The organism is Pantoea sp. SYBGC1 (genome assembly GCF_057197005.1).
Genome location: NZ_JBXUNM010000006.1, coordinates 1 through 18935, shown reverse-complemented (window position 1 = coordinate 18935; position 18935 = coordinate 1). Strand labels below are relative to the sequence as shown.

Below are 18935 nucleotides of genomic sequence, written 5' to 3'. Positions count from 1 at the left end.
GCTGGTTTATCCACAGGAGATCGGAAGGATCCGGAAGAAATACAGTGTAATCGTCTGGGGATCGTGACTATTTCCCGATCCCCTGCCGGTTACGATCCGTCAGATCTGCTCAATCCAGCCAGCGACCCAGGCTTCAGCGGCATCTTCCGGTATTTCATGCTCAAGCATGTCGATTTCCAGCCGTTCCCCGATGCGCGTTGCGCCCAGCGCGATCAGCTGAGCCTCCAGGGTTTTGATTGCGCCACAGAAAAGATCGTATTCACGGTTGCCGATGCCTGCTGCGCCAAAGCGCACGGCGGAAAGATCGGGCTTTTCAGTCTGCAGCGCCTCATAAAAGGGCAGCAGATTGTCCGGCAATTCACCGGCGCCGTGTGTGGACGTTACCACCAGCCAGATACCCGAATCAGGCACCTCATCAAGCGCCGGGCCGTGCAGTACGCTGGTTTTGAAGCCCGCATCCTGCAGCTTCTCTTCTAAATGTTCTGCGACATATTCGGCACTGCCAAGGGTACTGCCGGTGATTAAGGTAATATCAGCCATGATCGTCTCCCGCACTAAAGGCAGGCATTGTACGCTGTGATCAAGCCGTGATCCACCTGTGGAAAACAGGGTTAATAACAGAAAGCATCCGCCGACAAACCGGATGCTGCGCCGGATCCCTGCTGCATAACGTTATGCACAGGCTGGTGCGGTTCAGGGCTTGATGGTACGCATGATCGGGTTTTGCAGCGAGATCAGCGTCTCAGTGGACTGGATCTCATCAATAGTCTGGATCTTGTTGATCAGCACCTGCTGCAGCGCATCGATAGATCGGCACATGACCTTAATAAAGATGCTGTAGTGACCGGTGGTATACCAGGCTTCAACCACCTCATCCAGCGCCTCAAGCTTGCTGAGCGCTGCCGGATAGTCGCGTGCGCTCTTCAGAATGATGCCAATAAAGCAGCAAACATCGAATCCCAGCTGGCGTGGATCAATTTCCACGCGCGTACCGAGAATAATGCCGGCCTGACGCATTTTCTCAACGCGGACATGAATCGTGCCGGGGCTGACATTGAACTGCTTTGCCAGCTCTGCGTAAGCCGTGCGGGCGTTCTCCAGCAGCGCATTGAGTATGCCGCGGTCGAGATTATCCAGTTGCAGATGTTCTGCCATCATCCTTCCTCTTAAATTCGTCTTCGCTGAACAGAGGTGAATGTGCAGGAATTTAGCGGGGCAGGCAAGATGCAGACTGCGGGCATGCCGCAGTCTGCACGCTTTTAACGCTTACGCCAGAGCGTAAGCTGCGCCTGGGTGTGCTGAAACTTGCGTGCGGTTTCGCGGATCACGAAGGGAACATCCTGCGGCGGCGCGATTTCATCAAACTCGTCGCGCAGAAGCCGCTGCAGTGCCTGGCAGGTGGTCAGCGCTTCGCCGTTTTCGCGGATACCGCCCAGCCAGTTCTCTTTCGGCGTGAACTCCTCAAGCCAGGTGTAAGGTGAAGAGATCGCCAGCACGCCGCCCTGACGGATCATCGGTGCGATATCCTGCAGGAAACGCTTTGGCTGACGCAGACGATCGATCAGATTCGCGGCCAGCACCAGATCGTACCGATCCGGCTGCGGCTTCAGGTTGCAGGCGTCACCCTGAACGAATTGAATCCGCTCCGCCTGCTGCCGGTCAGTGCCGATCTCCTTCAGGCGCACCTGGCGATACGCCACCAGCTCGCCCTCCTCCGGTACCACGTAGCGGAAATCCTCACCGGAGGTGAGCTGCAACGCCACGTCGATAAAGCGTGCGGAGTAGTCCATGCCGGTAACGGCAGCAAAGTGACGCGCCAGAGCAAAGCTGGCGCGACCGGTGGCACAGCCGATATCCAGCGCATGCCCGCGCTGATGGCAGTGCGGCAGCACCAGCTCAATCAGTTTTTCGGCATAATTTTCCACGCCGTAGTAGCCAGGCCCGTACTGGAAATCGAGATACTGCGACACCATGCCGTCGGTTTCATACGGGTTAAGCTGCATACTCTCCTGATGCGCCGACACCACGTAACGGAAGCCGGCATGCTGGAAAAAGTGGCGGCGAAACGCGTAGCGCGACGATTTTAACGCCTCATTACCGGTTGAGATCCAGCTGCCGCCTTTGATGATGGCATGCTTGCCGTCAAAGGTAGGCGTGGAAAAATCGTCATACAGCGGATGGACGCGAAAGCCTTCAAAGCCATTGATGGGCGTGGTGGTCCACTGCCAGACGTTCCCCACCAGATCAAAGAACGCGCCCTGGGAAAAATGATCCACCGGACAGGAGGAGGCCCAGTACGCGAGGTTGATATTACCGGGCGCCTGCTCCCAGTCTGGCTGATCGCCGCTGACCTGTTCGCGCAGCAGCATATATTCCGCCTCACACGGCAGCTGAATTGTCTTACCGCTTTTGTCTGCCAGCCAGCGGCAGAAGGCGGCCGCTTCCAGCTGATTAACTTCAGCCGGCCAGTCCCACGGCATCGGGACTTCCTGCGTCATCAGGCGCAGACGCAGCGCGTCAGGTTGGGCGATATCACCGACCCAGAAGGCAGGCATCTGCGCCCCGGCAAACGTGCGCCAGCCCTCTCCCTCTTCATCCCACCAGCGCGCCGTCTGATAGCCACCGGCCGCGACAAACTGATAAAACTCCGCGTTGCTGACCAGCATTTTGCTGGCCTGAAAGGGTCCGAGTTCGGTTTTCTGATGGCCATACTCATTGTCCCAGCCATAAGTCTCATCCGTTTTCCCCTGCAGCACCGATCCACCCGCCAGCGCAATCAGACTGTTTTCCGGCACCGCGGCGCGATCGTGGCGCGCCAGCGGGCAGGCAGGCCAGGCGGGCTGCGGCTGCACCCACTCCAGCGGCAGCTGGCGGATCAGCACGCTGGAGGTTTCCAGATGGATGCGCTCATGCTCAATGCCCATCAGAATCACCCAGGCCGGACTCTCCCAGCCGATCGGCAGCTCAAGCGGCATCGTACGGATAAAATCAGTCACCAGCGCTTTCACTTTGCCGCGGTAGTCGCGCACTTCTGCCACACCGGGCCAGTCGTAGTGGGCGTCATTAAGATCGTCCCAGCTCATCTCATCCACACCAATCGCCATCATCGCCTCAATGCGCGCGTCAACACGCCGATCGAGATAGCGTCCCGCCATCAGCTTGTTGATATAGAAAGATGCGGTATGGCCAAAATAGAAAATCAGCGGATGGCGCAGCGAAATCGCTTTATTAAACCAGGCACGCTCATCGCTCAGGCAGTCGAACAGGCTTTCATACAGCGTCCAGGTCTGGGTGAAATAGGCGAGCAGTTCGGCACGTTTCTCTTCAGCGGTGCCACCGGAAAGGCGCAGGGTGCGGGTCGGAGCAGGCAGCTGGCAGGGCAGATCGGCAATTGTCACAGTGAACTCCATAAAGCTGAATAAACACAGCGGGTCATTCACTATAGCAAACAGGCGTGTCTGTCAGATGAATCAGCGCGTCCAGCGGCGCAGCAGGCGGCTTTTCAGCCCGGTATCGAAGCGCCAGATATGATCGAAGATACGCAGAATGCCGGGTTTGCCGTGCGCGGACATCGCCACGGCGTGAAACCGCTGCTGCTGCATCCGCTGTCGCTGCTTTATGGTCTTAATCAGCTCTTCCGGCAGGCGCTGGGCGATAAAGTCCGATACGATCACCGCATCCGCTTCCTGCCACTGGCTGCCTTCCATGCGCTGCACCACGGCACTCAGGCAGGCCGTCAGATCGGTACCGCCGCGAAAACGCTGGCTGAGGAAACGAATCGCCTGTTCAATGCCGTTATCGGCGGTCAGCTCATAGCCGACCACTTCATGGGCAAACAGCATAATGTAGCAGCGACGCCGATCTGCCAGGGCAATTTTCAGCAGCGCGAGGCAAAAGGCCTTGGCGCAGCGTTCATTAAAACCGCCCATGGAGCCGGACGTATCCACACAGACAATAAACGGACCGCGCGGTTCTGTTTCATGCTGCTGATGGCTCACCGGCCGCAGCGCGGTTTTTTCATGCCAGGCATCACCCTGCAGGCGATAGGTCAGCAGGCGTTTTTCTACCAGGCGCCGGTAAAACTCCAGCTCCAGTTCGCTGATACTGAGCGCGGCCAGTTCCGGCGGCAGCAGGCGCAGCACATCATCGCTCTGATGAATGCCGCTGACCTCTTCCGGCACGTTATCTGGCTCATGCACCAGCTGATGAAACGCTTCCAGCGGCGCATCGCGTGACGGCACCGATTTGGCTTCGCGGCTGCGGCCTAACTGCTGGGCCAGCTGCATCAGCTCCGGCTGCTGCGCCAGAAACTCACCATATTGCACAATCAGTGTGTAGTCGCCTGGCTGCAGCGAGGCTTTACTGAGATCCCACAGCCGGCCGGCGGCAGCCTCATCTTCATCGCTCAGCACCGGCGCCAGCTGGCCGCTCAGTGCCATACGCTGCTGCAGTTCCGCCAGCAGCCGTTCACGCTGCGCCTCCAGTAACGTTTCATTCAGCGTCAGCGTCTGCAGCGTCAGGCTCAGTCGCCAGCGCTGCAGGAACAGCCGGTGCTGCGCGTTGCTCAGTTCCGGGCCTTCATTACGCTGCAGCAGCGTCCCGGCTTCGGTGAGAAAAGGAGAGGGCAGCTTCTGCAGCTGCTCAAGGAGGTGCGGCAGCTGAGCGCTGAAATCACGGCTGCTGAGCAGCTGTAACTGCTCAAACAGCTGAAACTCCTGCGCCAGCACGGCGGGCACCGGCGTCGCTCTCATCTGCCCGGCGATTTCAGCGCGCCAGCGCGGCAGATCGCGCAGCATCGCCTGCTTCATGCGGGGAAATTTTTCGAAAAACAGCGTCAGCTGCGGTGTGGCCAGCAGCGCCAGAAGCAGCTCATCAATCAGCTCCGTTTCACCAATTGAGAGCAGCGTGCTGAGCGTCTCCAGCGAGATCATTTCCGCGCCTGTTTCAGCTGCTCTGCCACATCCTGCAGGCTGGTCTCAATGCGTGCCAGCCAGTCATCGCTGATAAACAGACAGCGCTGATGCTGGCTGAACAGCGCCCGCTGCGCCCGCAGGCGGGCCTCAAGCGCATCATATTCATCAACGATTTCCGGCGGTAGCGCCTGCAGGCTCGCCGCTCCGGGCAGCGTCAGGCGCGCAGACTGCAGGCTGACATCGCGTAACGTCAGGCAGTGATGGGTATCGACCACCAGATCGAGTGACTGTGCAAAGCCGATGCCGTTCAGCTTGCCGCGTATATCTCCGCCTTTCAGCAGCCACTGTACCAGGGCCTCACGGCTTACCACTATATGGCTGACCTGCATATCGTGCAGCGTCAGCGGCTGCTGCAGCATCAGGGTCAGCTGTTCGCCGGCAACCGACTCCGGCAGCTCATAATGTGGCTTACGGCTGAACATGCCGCTGTGTTTCTCCAGCGTCAGCGCCTGCGCCACGCTCTGCTGCTGCTGCAGCTGCAGACGCTGCGCATTGATCTGCTGCAGCCGGTGCAGCATCGCCTGCTGCTGCCAGGCGTGCTGCGTCATCAGCGCATCCATTTCCCGGTCCAGCAGCGTCATCGAAGCGATGTCGTGCCAGAGGCAATCTTTCAGCAGAACCAGATCGATAGGCGCAATCGCCGTGCGCCCGCTGTAAAAGGCGCTGGCCTGCAGCAGATGAATCGCTTTTTTCCAGCGGCGGTCAGAGATGTAGGGCGCATCCGGCAGGTTTTCCAGCTGCTGACGCAGCTGATAGATAAGCTCAAACACATCGTCAGGCAGCTTTACCTGACTGATGCCCTTTTGCCACTGCAGATACTCTTCATCGCTGATGCAGAGCGACTCCGCAACCGGATTGACGTTCTCATCCTGCTGGTGGGTCAGCATGCTGCGAAAATTTTGCTTCTCATGTACGTTATCGAGCCACAGGCGGATCAGCATGCGGTCATAGAGTGCTTCAAGGCCGCTGTCAGCTTCCGGCAGCTCGTTTGAAGCGGTCACCAGCAGACGCATCGGGATCGCCTCTTCGCAGTCGCCGTTCCGGAAGCGGCGTTCGTTAATGGCGGTCAGCAGCGTGTTCAGAATGGCCGGACCCGCTTTCCAGATCTCATCCAGAAAGACAATCTCCGCATCCGGCAGATAGCCTCTGGTCAGACGCTGATAGCGGCCCTCATCTTTCAGTGCCTGAATCGACAGCGGGCCAAACACCTCTTCCGGCGTGGAGAAACGGGTCATCAGATATTCAAACGCGCGGGCGTGCTGGAAAGCATATTTAAGGCGACGGGCGATCAGGCTTTTGGCAATGCCGGGCGGGCCGAGCAGAAAAACGCTTTCGCCGCTTAACGCTGCCAGCAGGCAGAGGCGAATGGCATGGTGCCGTTCATACAGCCCTTTTTCCAGCGCATTACTCAGTCGGGAAATTCTTTCTGCCAACAGATGGGGTTGAGCCATAATCACATCATTGTCCTTCTGAACCTGGTGCCGTTACGGTCTGGCGAGCGCAATACTCTACTGTTTATCATGCTTGAATGCGTTGATAGCCGTCAGCTTTTTTGTTTCAGAAGGTTGTGGCAGCACAACGTGCGGTTTTTAGCCCGTTTTCTGCAGGATTTTCGGCGAAAAAGCAGATTACGCTGCGTATTATCATCAGCGCTGTCTGTTGGTTTCTGCCAATTATGTGCATACTGTGCGCTTTTTGATGGCCTGAGTCGCAACGGCTCCAACACAAGACACCCTATGAGCTCGGATAAGAAACAGTCTCTTAGCGCCGTCACGCTGGCTGCAATCGGCGTGGTCTATGGCGACATTGGCACCAGCCCGCTGTATACCTTACGTGAATGCCTTTCCGGCCAGTTCGGCTTTGGCGTTGAACGCGAAGCGGTATTCGGCTTTTTGTCGCTGATCTTCTGGCTGCTGATTCTGGTGGTTTCGCTGAAATATATCAGCTACGTCATGCGCGCGGACAATGCGGGTGAAGGCGGAATTCTGACGCTGATGTCGCTCGCGGGTCGCCACACCGGCGCGCGTGCCACAGCCGTTCTGGTGATCATGGGGCTGATTGGCGGCAGCTTCTTTTATGGTGAGGTGGTGATCACCCCGGCCGTATCGGTGCTCTCAGCGATTGAGGGACTGGAGATCGCCGCGCCCGGTCTCGACACCTGGATCGTCCCGCTGGCGATTGCCGTGCTGACGCTGCTGTTTATGATCCAGAAACAGGGCACCGGTATCGTAGGCAAGCTGTTTGCGCCGGTTATGCTGGTATGGTTTCTGGTGCTGGCCGTGCTGGGCGCGCGCAGCATCCTGAATAACCCTGATGTACTGCACGCGATGAATCCTTACTGGGCGCTGCACTTCTTCGTTCAGTACAAGTCGGTCTCCTTTTTTGCACTGGGTGCGGTGGTGCTGGCGATCACCGGCGTCGAAGCGCTCTATGCGGACATGGGGCACTTCGGCAAATTTCCGATCCGTCTGGCGTGGTTTGTGGTGGTGCTGCCTTCGCTGGTGCTGAACTATTTTGGCCAGGGTGCGCTGCTGCTGGCGCATCCGGAAGCGATAAAGAACCCGTTTTTCCTGCTGGCACCGGACTGGATGCTGATCCCGATGCTGCTGCTCGCCACGCTGGCGACGGTTATCGCCTCACAGGCGGTGATCTCCGGCGTCTTTTCCCTGACGCGTCAGGCGGTGCGGCTCGGTTATCTGCCGCCGATGCGCATTGTTCACACCTCTGAAGAGGAGTCAGGACAGATCTACATTCCGGTCATTAACTGGCTGCTCTACGCCGCGGTGGTGATTGTGATTGTTGGTTTTGAGCACTCCAGTAATCTGGCGGCGGCCTACGGCATTGCCGTGACCGGCACCATGGTGCTGACGGCGATCCTCTGTGCCACGGTGGCGATTCAGAACTGGCACTGGAACCGCTATCTGGTCATGCTGATGCTGGCCGCGATGCTCTGCATTGATGTGTCGCTGTTCTCCGCTAATCTGATTAAAGTCTTCTCCGGCGGCTGGCTGCCGCTGACGCTGGCGCTGATGATGTTCATCATCATGACGACCTGGAAAAGTGAGCGCTTTCGTCTGCTGCGCCGCATGCATGAGCACGGCAATTCGCTCGATGCGATGATCGCTTCACTGGAGAAATCACCGCCGGTACGTGTACCGGGTACGGCGGTATATATGTCGCGTGCGCTGAACGTGATCCCCTTCGCGATGCTGCATAACCTCAAGCACAACAAGGTGCTGCATGAGCGCGTGGTGCTGCTGACGCTGCGTACGGAAGATTCACCTTATGTGCATAACGTACGCCGGGTCACCATTGAACAGCTGTCGCCTACGTTCTGGCGTGTGGTGGCGAGCTACGGCTGGCGCGAGACGCCAAATGTGGAGGAGATTTTTCACCGTTGCGGTCTGGAGGGGCTTAACTGCCGGATGATGGAGACCTCATTCTTTATGTCGCATGAATCGCTGATCATCGGTAAGCGGCCCTGGTATCTGCGCCTGCGCGGCAAACTGTTCCTGACGCTGCAGCGTAATGCGCTGCGCGCGCCGGATCAGTTTGAAATCCCGCCTAACCGTGTTATCGAGCTGGGTACGCAGGTCGAGATTTAGCGCCGCTGCGTTGCCGGATTAGCGTGATGCGCAGCCCCTGCGGCACGGCGTGACTGAAGTGCAGCTGCAGGTCGTGCAGCTGCGCAATATTTTTCACAATCGACAGCCCCAGGCCGCTGCCGCTCTGGACCTGGCCGGGCGGGCGCCAGAAGCGTTCGCCGAGCCGCGCCAGCTGCTCGTCCGATACGCCCGCACCATTATCTTCAACCACTATGCTGTCCGTCTCCAGCCGCAGCGCTATCCGGCTCTGTGCCGGCGCATAGCGCAGCGCATTATCCAGCAGATTACGTATCATCAGGCCCAGCAGCAGCGGATGACCGTTCATCACCGGCGCGGCATCGCTGGTCAGTGTGATTTCTGTCTGCTGCGCTGCGGCCTGCGGCAGATGTTCAGCGACCAGCGCCTGCAGCAGCGGGAGCAGCGCGACCGGCTGAAACTCACTGCGCAGATCGTCCGCTTCAACGCGCGACAGCGTCAGCAGCTGATCCACCAGCCGGGTCGCACGGATGATACCGCTATCGAGCTGCTGCAGCGCCCGCCGTCGCACCTGCTCATCATCTTCGGCCAGCTGGATCACCTCACTTTGCACGCGCAGGGCAGCCAGCGGGCTGCGCAGTTCATGGGCGGCATCGGAGGTGAAGCGACGCTCGCGCTGTACCAGCTGCGCCGTGCGTCCGAAGAGATCGTTGAGCGCCGTTACCAGCGGCTGTACCTCACGCGGCAGATGCGTAACCGGCAGCGTGGTCGCGTCATCCGGCGCACGCTGCTGCAGCCGGTGCGCCAGCTGCTTCAGCGGCCGCAGTTCATACCACACCAGCAAGAGCAGCAGCAGCAGCATAAACGGCATCGCGACAAGCCACGGCAGCAGGGTGGCGGACGCCAGATCGCGCGTCATATCATCCCGGTACTCCTGCTCCTGCCCCACTACCACGCGATACTGTTTATCAGGTGACGTCAGCCAGAGCAGACGCCAGCGCTCATCGTCGTCACGCAGCTGCCCGTCGCGAAAGCCGTCGCGTCGCGTATCAAACGATAACCCGCGCCCGTTCTCGCCGTCGCTGAGCAGCGGCGTACCGTCGGTGCGGAACACCGCAAATGCCAGGGCGTCATCATCCTGATCGCCGCGGTGATGGCGTAAAAGGGTTTTGGTTCGGGGTAATACAGCCTGATGCAGGCTGGTGGGATCGAGCGCCAGCAGCCGTTTGGCAAACAGCATCTGCTGGGTATCAAACAGTTCATTAACCGTGTCGCGCGTCTGCTGCCACGCGCTCCAGCCGGCGCTGGCTCCGCACAGCAGGATCAGGAGCACAAAACCTGTTGCCAGGCGTACAAACAGGCTCATTCTGCCGCTCCCAGCGTATAGCCAATACCGTGCACGGTGCGGATAAACTGACTGCCCAGCTTTTTGCGCAGATGATGAATATGTACCTCAACCGCGTTGCTGGAGACATCGTCGTCCCAGCTGTAGAGCTTCTCTTCAAGCTGGCTGCGCGTCAGCACCTGCGCCGGATGACGCAGAAACAGCTCCAGCAGCGCCAGTTCCCGGCTTTTTAATTCAAGCGGTTCGCCATTCAGCAGGACGCTGTGGCTGGCTGGCTGCATCACAACATTGCCGTGCCGCAGCTCCGGCTGCAGCTGACCATGCCGGCGACGGATCAGCGCCTGCAGGCGCGCAGCCACTTCGGTAAGGGCGAACGGTTTGCAGAGATAGTCATCGGCGCCCAGCTGTAAACCCTGTACGCGCTGGTCGAGCGCGTCGCGTGCGGTCAGGATCAGCACCGGAATATCCGCGCCTGCAGCGCGCCACTGGCGCAGGATCTCCAGCCCGTCGCGTTCCGGCAGCGACAGATCCAGCACCACCGCATCCCAGGGCGCCGCGCCCAGCGCCTGATAGCCCGCTTCGCCGGATATAAACCAGTCGACGCTGAATCCCAGTTTCGTCAGGCCAGCCTTTAGCCCGTCACCAATCAGCGTGTCATCTTCGATCAACAAAATGCGCATTGTGCTCTCCCCCGGCTACAGGCGAGTTATACGAAGCCAGCCGGGCCTTGTACAGCGCAGCAGCGCAATTTTCAGCTATTTTTCATGCAACGGCAAAAAACAGCGCTCCTTAAGATCCTGTTAAGAACTCTCTGGTCTACTGCTGATATTCCACCTGTTCACAGAAATGAGGTAACTAATGAAAACACGTATCGCGTTACTGACCCTGATTGCCCTGGCCACCGCACCGGTACTTGCTGCGCCGCAGGGCGGCTTTATGGATCCCGCTGCGCCAGCCGCACAAAGTAACAAAGCGGGCGGTTTTAAAGCGGGCGAAGCCAGCGTCGTGACGGTAAAACAGGCTGAAGAGATGAAAGATGACAGCTGGATCACCGTGCGCGGGACGCTGGAAAAGCAGACTGGCGATGAAGATTATCTGTTCCGCGACAGCAGCGGCACGATGAAAGTGGAAATTGACCACAAGCGCTGGAACGGCGTGACCATTACGCCAAAAGATCGCGTCGAACTGACGGGCGAGCTGGATAAAGATTTTAACGCCACTGAGCTTGACGTAAAACAGGTTCGCAAGCTGCCATAACTCTGCTGTGAAGCCACTGCCTGAGTGGCTTCATTCATTCTGGTGGGGGCCATATCATTATGCTCTCCGCCACTCAGCACTCCCTTACCCAAATTTTCCCGGCTGACAGCGAAACGTTTCGATGACGATCACACTTCCGTGATGGTGTCATTGCGTTACTATGCTGCTTTTATACACTGCTCCATAGCGAAACGTTTCGCTGTGGAGTGGATGAAATGAAAAAAGGTCGCCTGTTACACGCTGAACTCTCTCATGTGATTGCCCGCCTCGGGCATACCGATACGCTGACTATTGCGGACGCGGGTCTGCCTGTTCCGCACGGCCCTCTGCGTATTGACCTGGCGTTAACGCCCGGTACGCCCCGATTTTTACAGGTTGTGGAGGTAGTTACACAGGAGATGCAGGTAGAAAGCGCCCTGATTGCGGAGGAGATAAAAGAACACAATCCGCAGCTTCACAGCCAGCTGCTCGCCGTGCTCGAAGCGTTGCAACAGCACCAGGGGAATAGCATCACCGTCCGTTACATCAGTCATGAACAGTTCAAACAACAGACGCAGCGCAGTCAGGCGGTCATTCGCAGCGGAGAGTGTTCTCCGTATGCGAATGTCATCCTGAGCGCCGGCGTCACCTTCTGAGGCCGCTATGCAACCATTACTGCAACTTAAGGGAATCGAAAAGTCGTTTCCTGGCGTAAAGGCGCTGAATGGTGCCTCGCTGGCGGTCTATCCGGGGCGTGTTATGGCGCTGGTGGGCGAAAACGGGGCCGGTAAATCCACCATGATGAAGGTGCTGACCGGCATCTATACCATGGACGCCGGCTCGCTGCAGTGGCTGGGCGAACCTGTGGCCTTCTCCGGCCCTAAAGCGTCGCAGGAGGCAGGCATCGGCATTATTCATCAGGAACTTAATCTGATCCCGCAGCTGAGCGTGGCGGAGAATATTTTCCTCGGCCGGGAGTTTGTAAACCGGTTTGGTCGTATTGACTGGAAAAAGATGCATCGCGAGGCAGAGGCGCTGCTTAAGCGCCTCAACCTGCGTTTCAGCAGCCACAAACTGGTGGGCGATCTCTCAATTGGCGACCAGCAGATGGTAGAGATTGCCAAAGTACTCAGTTTTGAATCGCGCGTCATCATCATGGATGAGCCGACGGATGCGCTAACGGATACCGAAACGCTGTCGCTGTTTCACGTTATCAATGAACTGAAAGCGCAGGGGTGCGGCATCGTCTATATCTCGCACCGTATGAAAGAAATTTTTGAGATCTGCGATGACGTAACCGTCTTCCGTGACGGGCAGTTTATTGCCGAACGCGCCGTCAGCGATCTGAGCGAAGAGCAGCTGATTGAGATGATGGTGGGACGCAAGCTGGAAGATCAGTATCCCCATCTCGATCAATCGCCCGGTGAAATCCGCCTGCAGGTTGAAAAGCTCTGTGGCTCAGGTGTGGAGGATGTCAGCTTTACCCTGCGCAAAGGCGAAATTCTGGGGATTTCAGGGCTGATGGGAGCCGGGCGAACTGAACTGATGAAAGTGCTGTATGGCGCCCTGCCGCGTCGCAGCGGCAGCGTCACGCTCAATGGCCGTACTGTGACCGTACGTTCGCCGCAGGAGGGGCTCGCCAGCGGTATCGTGTATATCTCTGAAGATCGTAAGCGCGACGGACTGGTGCTCGGAATGTCGGTAAAAGAGAACATGTCGCTGACGGCGCTGCGCTATTTCAGCCACGCCGGCGGTAACCTGAAACATGCGGAAGAGCAGCTGGCGGTAGGCGATTTTATCCGCCTGTTCAATGTAAAGACGCCCTCAATGATGCAGCCAATTGGCCTGCTCTCCGGCGGTAATCAGCAAAAGGTGGCGATTGCCCGCGGCCTGATGACCCGTCCGGACGTGCTGATCCTGGATGAACCCACGCGCGGTGTCGATGTGGGTGCCAAAAAAGAGATTTATCAGTTAATTAATCAGTTCAAAGCGGAAGGGCTGAGCATCATCCTGGTGTCATCGGAAATGCCGGAAGTACTGGGCATGAGCGATCGCATTCTGGTGATGCATGAAGGCCATATCAGTGGCGAATTTTCCCGCGAGCAGGCTACCCAGGAATCCCTGATGGCGGCGGCGGTCGGTAAGCAACACAGCGAGGATTTAGTCGTATGAGTACCCACACCCTACCTGCCAGCCGCCGCTGGTTCAGCAAAAGCTGGCTGCTGGAGCAGAAGTCACTGATTGCGCTGATTGTGCTGATCGCCGTGGTCGCCAGCCAGAGCCCGAACTTCTTTACGCTGGCCAACATGTTCAACATTCTGCAGCAGACCTCGGTCAACGCCATTATGGCGGTGGGGATGACGCTGGTGATCCTGACGTCAGGCATCGACCTGTCGGTGGGATCGCTGCTGGCGCTTACCGGTGCGGTTGCCGCGTCTATTGTCGGCATTGAGGTCAATGCGCTGGTTGCCGTTGCCGCTTCCCTGGCGCTGGGCGCGTTTATTGGCGGGATCACCGGCGTGATAGTTGCGCGCGGCAGGGTGCAGGCGTTTATCGCCACGCTGGTAATGATGCTGCTGCTGCGCGGCGTCACGATGGTTTACACCGACGGGAGTCCGGTGAATACCGGCTTCAGTGAAAATGCCGATCTGTTTGGCTGGTTCGGTATCGGTCGTCCGCTGGGGATCCCGACGCCGGTATGGTTGATGGCGCTGGTGTTTGCGCTGGCGTGGTACATGCTGCACCACACCCGTCTGGGCCGCTATATCTATGCGCTGGGCGGTAATGAGGCCGCTACCCGGCTGTCAGGCATCAGCGTTAACCGCGTCAAAATTACCGTTTATGCACTGAGCGGCCTGCTGGCGGCGCTGGCGGGCACGATTGAAGTCGCCCGCCTCTCATCAGCACAGCCTACGGCTGGCACCGGTTATGAGCTGGATGCGATTGCTGCGGTGGTACTGGGCGGCACCAGCCTGGCAGGTGGTAAAGGCCGTATTATGGGTACGCTGATTGGCGCGCTGATTCTGGGCTTCCTGAATAATGGCCTGAACCTGATGGGCGTATCTTCCTACTACCAGATGATTGTTAAAGCCGTCGTGATTTTACTGGCGGTGCTGGTAGATAACAAAAGCAGTAAATAACTCTGACCCTCACACAGGATCCTGTAAATGAAAAAATTAACTGCACTGGCCGTCATTCTTGGCGCCACCCTGAGTGCCGGCGCGATGGCTAAGGATACGATTGCGCTGGTGGTTTCTACCCTCAATAACCCCTTCTTTGTCTCGCTTAAAGATGGCGCTCAGAAAGAAGCGGACAAGCTTGGCTACAACCTGGTGGTGCTGGACTCCCAGAACAACCCGGCAAAAGAGCTGGCTAACGTGCAGGATCTGACCGTTCGCGGCACTAAGCTGCTGCTGATCAATCCGACAGATTCCGACGCTGTTGGCAACGCCGTAAAAATGGCTAACCAGGCAAATATCCCGGTGATCACGCTGGACCGTATGGCAGCACAGGGCAAGGTAGTGAGCCACGTCGCCTCTGACAACCGCTTTGGCGGTAAAATGGCGGGTGATTTTATTGCGAAAAAAGTGGGTGACGGCGCAAAAATCATTGAGCTGCAGGGCATCGCCGGCACATCAGCCGCGCGCGAGCGCGGTGAAGGCTTTAAACAGGCCGCTGACGCACACAAATTTGCTATTCTTGCCAGCCAGCCGGCTGACTTCGATCGTACTAAAGGGCTGAACGTGATGCAGAACCTGCTGCAGGCGCATCCGGATGTGCAGGCGGTCTTTGCACAAAACGATGAGATGGCGCTGGGTGCGCTGCGTGCGCTGCAGACGGCCGGTAAAACCGATGTGCTGGTGGTCGGATTTGATGGTACGGCTGACGGTGTGAAAGCGGTAGAGTCCGGTAAACTGACCGCAACCGTGGCGCAGATGCCGGACAAGATTGGTATGATTGGCGTGGATACCGCAGACAAAGTGCTGAAAGGTGAAAAAGTGCAGGCGATCAACCCGGTTGACCTGAAACTCGTCACTAAATAAAACCAAAGAAAAGCGTGGCCTCGCGTCACCCTCAGGGTGACGCAACTTCCTGGATCTCTCCCTATGAGTAAATGCGCAAAACTGGCGGTAATGGGCAGCATCAACGCCGATCATATCCTGAACCTGAGTCACTTCCCGCGCCCCGGTGAAACCGTTATCGGTAAGGCGTATCAGATTGCGTTTGGCGGTAAAGGCGCTAATCAGGCGGTGGCAGCCGGACGCGCGGGTGCTGACATCGCTTTTATCGCCTGTGTAGGCGGCGATGACACGGGCGAACGCATCTGTGAGCAGCTGCAGCGCGACAATGTTGATATCGCGCCGGTTGAAGCCATCCCGTCAGAGGCAACCGGCGTGGCGATGATCTTCGTCAACGGTGAAGGTGAAAACAACATCGGCATTTATGCCGGCGCAAACGCCGCGCTGACGCCAGACTATGTGCAGCGTCATCAGCAGGTGATCGCTGACGCTGAGGCGCTGCTGATGCAGCTGGAATCCCCGCTGGAAAGCGTGCTGACGGCAGCGCAGCTTGCGCGACAGCACGGCACGCAGGTGATCCTCAATCCGGCGCCTGCGACGAGGCTGACAGATGAACTGCTGGCACAGATTGACATTATTACGCCTAACGAAACCGAAGCGGAGATCCTGACCGGGATTGCCGTTACCAGTGACGCTGAGGCCGCACAGGCAGCGCAGGTGCTGCATGCCAAAGGGATCCACACCGTGCTGATTACGCTGGGGCGGCGCGGCGTATGGCTGAGCGAACAGGGTAACGGCGAGCGCATTCCCGGTTTTAACGTACAGGCCGTTGACACCATTGCCGCAGGTGACACTTTCAACGGTGCTTTTATTACCGCGCGGCTGGAAGGCATGGCGATGCATGATGCGGTACGGTTTGCGCATGCGGCAGCGGCGATTGCCGTTACGCGGCCCGGTGCCCAGCCAGCTGTACCGTGGCGCCGAGAGATCGACGCTTTCCTGCAGCAACAGGGATAAGCGCTTGGCTACCATGAAAGATGTTGCCCGTCAGGCGGGCGTCTCAACCTCTACCGTTTCGCATGTGATCAATAACAATCGCTTTGTCAGCGAGCAGGTGCGCGAAAAGGTTGAACAGGCGATCCGTGAGCTGAACTATGCCCCTTCGGCGCTGGCGCGCAGCCTGAAGATCAGGCAGACGCGTACTATCGGTATGTTACTGACGGCCAGCAGCAACCCTTTCTATGCTGAGGTCGTGCGCGGCGTGGAAAACAGCTGTTACGAACGCGGCTATAGCCTGATCCTGTGCAATACCGAAGGGGATGAGGAGCGCATGAATCGTAGCCTGGAAACGCTGATGCAAAAGCGCGTGGATGGCCTGCTGCTAATGTGCACGGAGACGCATCTGCCTTCGGCTGAGATCCTGAATCGTTATCCCTCGGTGCCGATGGTGATGATGGACTGGGCACCGTTCGAAGGACGGGGCGATATCATTCAGGATAATGCCTTACTGGGCGGCGAAATGGCGACCCGCCATCTGATTGAACGAGGCTACCGGCGTATTGCCTGTATTGCGGGACCGCAGGACAAAACGCCGGCGCGGCTTCGCCTTGAAGGCTTTCATAAAGCGATGGCGGCGCACGGTTTAACGGTACCTGATGGTTATGTGGTTGATGGCGACTTTGAGTTCCAGGGCGGATTCAATGCTATGACGCAGCTGCTGGCGCTGGAGCCGGTACCGGAGGCTGTGTTTACCAGCAACGATGCGATGGCCGTTGGCGTCTATCACGCGTTGTATCAGGCGGGCCTGCAGGTACCGCAGGATATTGCGGTTATGGGATATGACAACATCGAACTGGCCCGCTATCTGACACCGCCGCTGACCACGGTACATCAGCCAAAAGATGAGCTGGGCGAGCTGGCGATCGATACATTGATTCACCGCATGGGCGCCCCCGACGCCAGCCAGCAAACGCTGGTGCTGACGCCGGAGCTGGTGGAACGCGGTTCTGTTTAAGCGGTTTTCTTTTTCTTTTCCCGATTGGCAATCAGGTTACGCCCGTCGCCCGGCCGCAGTAACAGAAACGCGGCGGCAGAAAGCACAGTGATTGCGCCCATTGTCAGAAACGTAGCGTGGAACTGCTGCACGGTCGTACTTTCAAAATCCTGGTAAAAGCGCAGCACCGCCGCGCTGACCGCGACACCAAAGCTGATAGAGACCTGCTGCGTTACCGCCAGTACGCTATTGCCGCCGCTGGCGTTGTCATCATTCAGATCGGCCAGTGTAATCGTGTTCATCGCGGTGAACTGCGTTGACATCGCCATGCCCAGCATAAACAGTGCTGTAAGCAGCATAACCGCGCCCTCACCCGGCGACTGCAGCGAGAAGCTGGCGATCAGGATACCGATAATGATGGTAATGCCCACCAGGGTGCGGCGATAGCCAAAGCGGCGCAGCACCTGCGTCACCGTCGATTTAGCCAGCAGCGAGCCTACCGCTGTAGGCCCCATCATGCAGCCTGCAATAATGGCCGGATAGCCAAAGCCCACCTGCAGCATCAGCGGCATCAGAAAGGGGATACAGCCGGTTCCGAGACGCGCTGCAATATTGCCGAGGATACCGACAGAAAAGGTACGGGTGCGGAACATCGGCAGACCAATCAGCGGTGCGGGATGGCGCCGCGCATGCATTATATAAAGAAGCAGTAGTACAAAGCCGCCAGACAGCACCAGTAACGCCTGCCATGACGCAACAATGCGCTCGCCGAAAAGCTCAATGCCCACTGAGATCAGCACCAGCCCCAGGCCGAAGAGAAGAAAGCCAAAAAAATCGAAGCGGCGCTTGGGCGTGGTGAAATCCGGCATATATTTACGCGCGTAAAAAATACCGGCAATACCAATGGGAATATTGATCAGGAAAATCCAGTGCCAGCTAGCGTAGGTAACCAGCAGGCCTCCCAGCATCGGTCCGAGGATAGGCCCGACCAGACCCGGCATTGTCACAAAGTTAAGCACCGGCAGCAGTTCACTGCGCGGATAGGCACGCAGCAAAGCCAGACGCGCCACCGGCATCATCATAGCACCGCCCACACCCTGCACAATGCGTGACACCACCAGAATAGACAGCGAACCCGACAGAGCACAGGCCAGCGATCCCAGCGTAAACAGTGAAACGGCAATGATAAAAATACGGCGCGTGCCAAATCGATCGGCCAGCCAGCCGCTGACGGGTATCAGCATTGCGACAGTCAGGGTATAGCTGATAACGGCGGATTGCATAGCAAGGGGGGAGCGTTCAAGGCTGGTGGCAATGGCCGGCAGCGCTGTATTTAGAATGGTTGCGTCGAGTGCCTGCATAAAAAACGCCATTGCGGCTATCCACGGCAAGCCAGCCATACTGCGCGCAGAACGAATCATCGAAAATCCTTCTATTAGTGGTGCTGGCAAACAGCATTATCAGAAAAGAATAGCATTGCAGTTACAGGCGATGACGTTGATTTGTGCCTCTTACGAGGCCATTTTGGCCATTAATTGGCCATATAATGCCTGTTTTTAACGCTTTCGCTCAAAAAAGAGACGCTCAGCTATTTTTTTGCAATAAACACTTGTCACCCGGCGAGAACTCCCTATAATGCGCCACCACTGAGACGGCAAAGCGGCAACGCAGACGAACTCAGCAGGGCGTGAAGCGATTCACCCCGCCGGAGAAAACGCTGAAAAAAGTGGTTGACTCCGGAAGAGGAAAGCGTAATATACGCCACCTCGCAGCAGACGCTTAAGGCGC

Annotated in this window: 16 protein-coding genes; 8 read left to right on the top strand and 8 right to left on the bottom strand. The window is 57.8% G+C overall.

The features are described from left to right. Positions 1 to 99: 99 nt before the first annotated feature. From mioC to ravA, 5 genes are all read right to left on the bottom strand, one after another. Positions 100 to 540, bottom strand: coding sequence for an FMN-binding protein MioC (gene mioC, locus AC2CF9_RS11775; RefSeq protein WP_039381406.1), 441 nt, complete (start codon positions 538 to 540; stop codon positions 100 to 102). 153 nt (positions 541 to 693) lie between these two features. Continuing rightward, on the bottom strand, positions 694 to 1155 hold the full coding sequence (asnC, locus tag AC2CF9_RS11770) for a transcriptional regulator AsnC (protein ID WP_039381403.1): 462 nt from the start codon (positions 1153 to 1155) through the stop codon (positions 694 to 696). 104 nt (positions 1156 to 1259) lie between these two features. Beyond that, the gene (gene ovoA / locus AC2CF9_RS11765) at positions 1260 to 3398 is read right to left on the bottom strand and encodes a 5-histidylcysteine sulfoxide synthase (RefSeq protein WP_484557103.1); all 2139 of its coding nucleotides are present in this window, start codon (positions 3396 to 3398) and stop codon (positions 1260 to 1262) included. A gap of 72 nt (positions 3399 to 3470) precedes the next feature. Then, positions 3471 to 4931 carry an ATPase RavA stimulator ViaA gene (gene viaA, locus AC2CF9_RS11760; protein ID WP_150017778.1) on the bottom strand — a complete coding sequence of 487 codons (1461 nt, stop codon included), beginning with the start codon at positions 4929 to 4931 and terminating at the stop codon, positions 3471 to 3473. Then, a complete protein-coding gene (ravA, locus tag AC2CF9_RS11755; RefSeq protein WP_150017776.1) occupies positions 4928 to 6424 on the bottom strand; it encodes an ATPase RavA in 1497 nt (498 codons plus the stop codon). The genes viaA and ravA overlap by 4 nt, the downstream gene beginning before the upstream one ends. A gap of 285 nt (positions 6425 to 6709) precedes the next feature. On the opposite strand from ravA, the gene kup reads away from it, so the two are divergent. Then, positions 6710 to 8578: a low affinity potassium transporter Kup gene (gene kup, locus AC2CF9_RS11750; RefSeq protein ID WP_150017774.1), complete on the top strand. Its 1869-nt coding sequence runs from the start codon at positions 6710 to 6712 to the stop codon at positions 8576 to 8578. Here the strand turns inward: kup and qseC are convergent. After that, positions 8547 to 9920 carry a quorum sensing histidine kinase QseC gene (gene qseC, locus AC2CF9_RS11745; protein ID WP_484557102.1) on the bottom strand — a complete coding sequence of 458 codons (1374 nt, stop codon included), beginning with the start codon at positions 9918 to 9920 and terminating at the stop codon, positions 8547 to 8549. The two genes, kup and qseC, sit on opposite strands and share 32 nt — an antisense overlap. Further along, a complete protein-coding gene (qseB, locus tag AC2CF9_RS11740; RefSeq protein WP_150017771.1) occupies positions 9917 to 10579 on the bottom strand; it encodes a quorum sensing response regulator transcription factor QseB in 663 nt (220 codons plus the stop codon). The genes qseC and qseB overlap by 4 nt, the downstream gene beginning before the upstream one ends. 178 nt (positions 10580 to 10757) lie before the next feature. Here qseB and AC2CF9_RS11735 point away from each other — a divergent pair, with 178 nt between their 5' ends. The 7 genes from AC2CF9_RS11735 to rbsR all read left to right on the top strand — a co-directional run bounded on the left by AC2CF9_RS11735 (position 10758) and on the right by rbsR (position 17168). After that, a complete protein-coding gene (locus tag AC2CF9_RS11735) occupies positions 10758 to 11156 on the top strand; it encodes a YgiW/YdeI family stress tolerance OB fold protein (protein WP_150017769.1) in 399 nt (132 codons plus the stop codon). 215 nt (positions 11157 to 11371) lie between these two features. Then, complete coding sequence (gene rbsD, locus AC2CF9_RS11730) at positions 11372 to 11791, top strand: D-ribose pyranase (protein WP_150017767.1); 420 nt, start codon at positions 11372 to 11374, stop codon at positions 11789 to 11791. A 7-nt stretch (positions 11792 to 11798) separates the two neighbouring features. Continuing rightward, positions 11799 to 13307, top strand: a complete 1509-nt coding sequence (gene rbsA, locus AC2CF9_RS11725; RefSeq protein WP_484557101.1) for a ribose ABC transporter ATP-binding protein RbsA — start codon at positions 11799 to 11801, stop codon at positions 13305 to 13307. Continuing rightward, positions 13304 to 14275, top strand: coding sequence for a ribose ABC transporter permease (gene rbsC / locus AC2CF9_RS11720; protein WP_484557100.1), 972 nt, complete (start codon positions 13304 to 13306; stop codon positions 14273 to 14275). Before rbsA ends, rbsC begins: the two co-directional genes overlap by 4 nt. Before the next feature lie 27 nt (positions 14276 to 14302). Continuing rightward, positions 14303 to 15178 carry a ribose ABC transporter substrate-binding protein RbsB gene (gene rbsB, locus AC2CF9_RS11715; protein ID WP_039381376.1) on the top strand — a complete coding sequence of 292 codons (876 nt, stop codon included), beginning with the start codon at positions 14303 to 14305 and terminating at the stop codon, positions 15176 to 15178. A gap of 63 nt (positions 15179 to 15241) precedes the next feature. Continuing rightward, positions 15242 to 16171, top strand: a complete 930-nt coding sequence (rbsK, locus tag AC2CF9_RS11710) for a ribokinase (RefSeq protein WP_484557099.1) — start codon at positions 15242 to 15244, stop codon at positions 16169 to 16171. Positions 16172 to 16184: 13 nt separating this feature from the next. Continuing rightward, positions 16185 to 17168, top strand: coding sequence for a ribose operon transcriptional repressor RbsR (rbsR, locus tag AC2CF9_RS11705; RefSeq protein WP_039381369.1), 984 nt, complete (start codon positions 16185 to 16187; stop codon positions 17166 to 17168). Here the strand turns inward: rbsR and mdtD are convergent. After that, positions 17165 to 18568: a multidrug transporter subunit MdtD gene (gene mdtD / locus AC2CF9_RS11700; RefSeq protein WP_484557098.1), complete on the bottom strand. Its 1404-nt coding sequence runs from the start codon at positions 18566 to 18568 to the stop codon at positions 17165 to 17167. The genes rbsR and mdtD overlap by 4 nt on opposite strands. Positions 18569 to 18935 lie beyond the last annotated feature (367 nt).

Bases quoted from the DNA above. Each gene is read 5' to 3' on its own strand.
- mioC (WP_039381406.1), bottom strand. From the start codon at position 540: ATGGCTGATATTACCTTAATCACCGGCAGTACCCTTGGCAGTGCCGAA.
- asnC (WP_039381403.1), bottom strand. From the start codon at position 1,155: ATGGCAGAACATCTGCAACTGGATAATCTCGACCGCGGCATACTCAAT.
- viaA (WP_150017778.1), bottom strand. From the start codon at position 4,931: ATGATCTCGCTGGAGACGCTCAGCACGCTGCTCTCAATTGGTGAAACG.
- ravA (WP_150017776.1), bottom strand. From the start codon at position 6,424: ATGGCTCAACCCCATCTGTTGGCAGAAAGAATTTCCCGACTGAGTAAT.
- kup (WP_150017774.1), top strand. From the start codon at position 6,710: ATGAGCTCGGATAAGAAACAGTCTCTTAGCGCCGTCACGCTGGCTGCA.
- qseC (WP_484557102.1), bottom strand. From the start codon at position 9,920: ATGAGCCTGTTTGTACGCCTGGCAACAGGTTTTGTGCTCCTGATCCTG.
- qseB (WP_150017771.1), bottom strand. From the start codon at position 10,579: ATGCGCATTTTGTTGATCGAAGATGACACGCTGATTGGTGACGGGCTA.
- AC2CF9_RS11735 (WP_150017769.1), top strand. From the start codon at position 10,758: ATGAAAACACGTATCGCGTTACTGACCCTGATTGCCCTGGCCACCGCA.
- rbsD (WP_150017767.1), top strand. From the start codon at position 11,372: ATGAAAAAAGGTCGCCTGTTACACGCTGAACTCTCTCATGTGATTGCC.
- rbsA (WP_484557101.1), top strand. From the start codon at position 11,799: ATGCAACCATTACTGCAACTTAAGGGAATCGAAAAGTCGTTTCCTGGC.
- rbsC (WP_484557100.1), top strand. From the start codon at position 13,304: ATGAGTACCCACACCCTACCTGCCAGCCGCCGCTGGTTCAGCAAAAGC.
- rbsB (WP_039381376.1), top strand. From the start codon at position 14,303: ATGAAAAAATTAACTGCACTGGCCGTCATTCTTGGCGCCACCCTGAGT.
- rbsK (WP_484557099.1), top strand. From the start codon at position 15,242: ATGAGTAAATGCGCAAAACTGGCGGTAATGGGCAGCATCAACGCCGAT.
- rbsR (WP_039381369.1), top strand. From the start codon at position 16,185: ATGAAAGATGTTGCCCGTCAGGCGGGCGTCTCAACCTCTACCGTTTCG.
- mdtD (WP_484557098.1), bottom strand. From the start codon at position 18,568: ATGATTCGTTCTGCGCGCAGTATGGCTGGCTTGCCGTGGATAGCCGCA.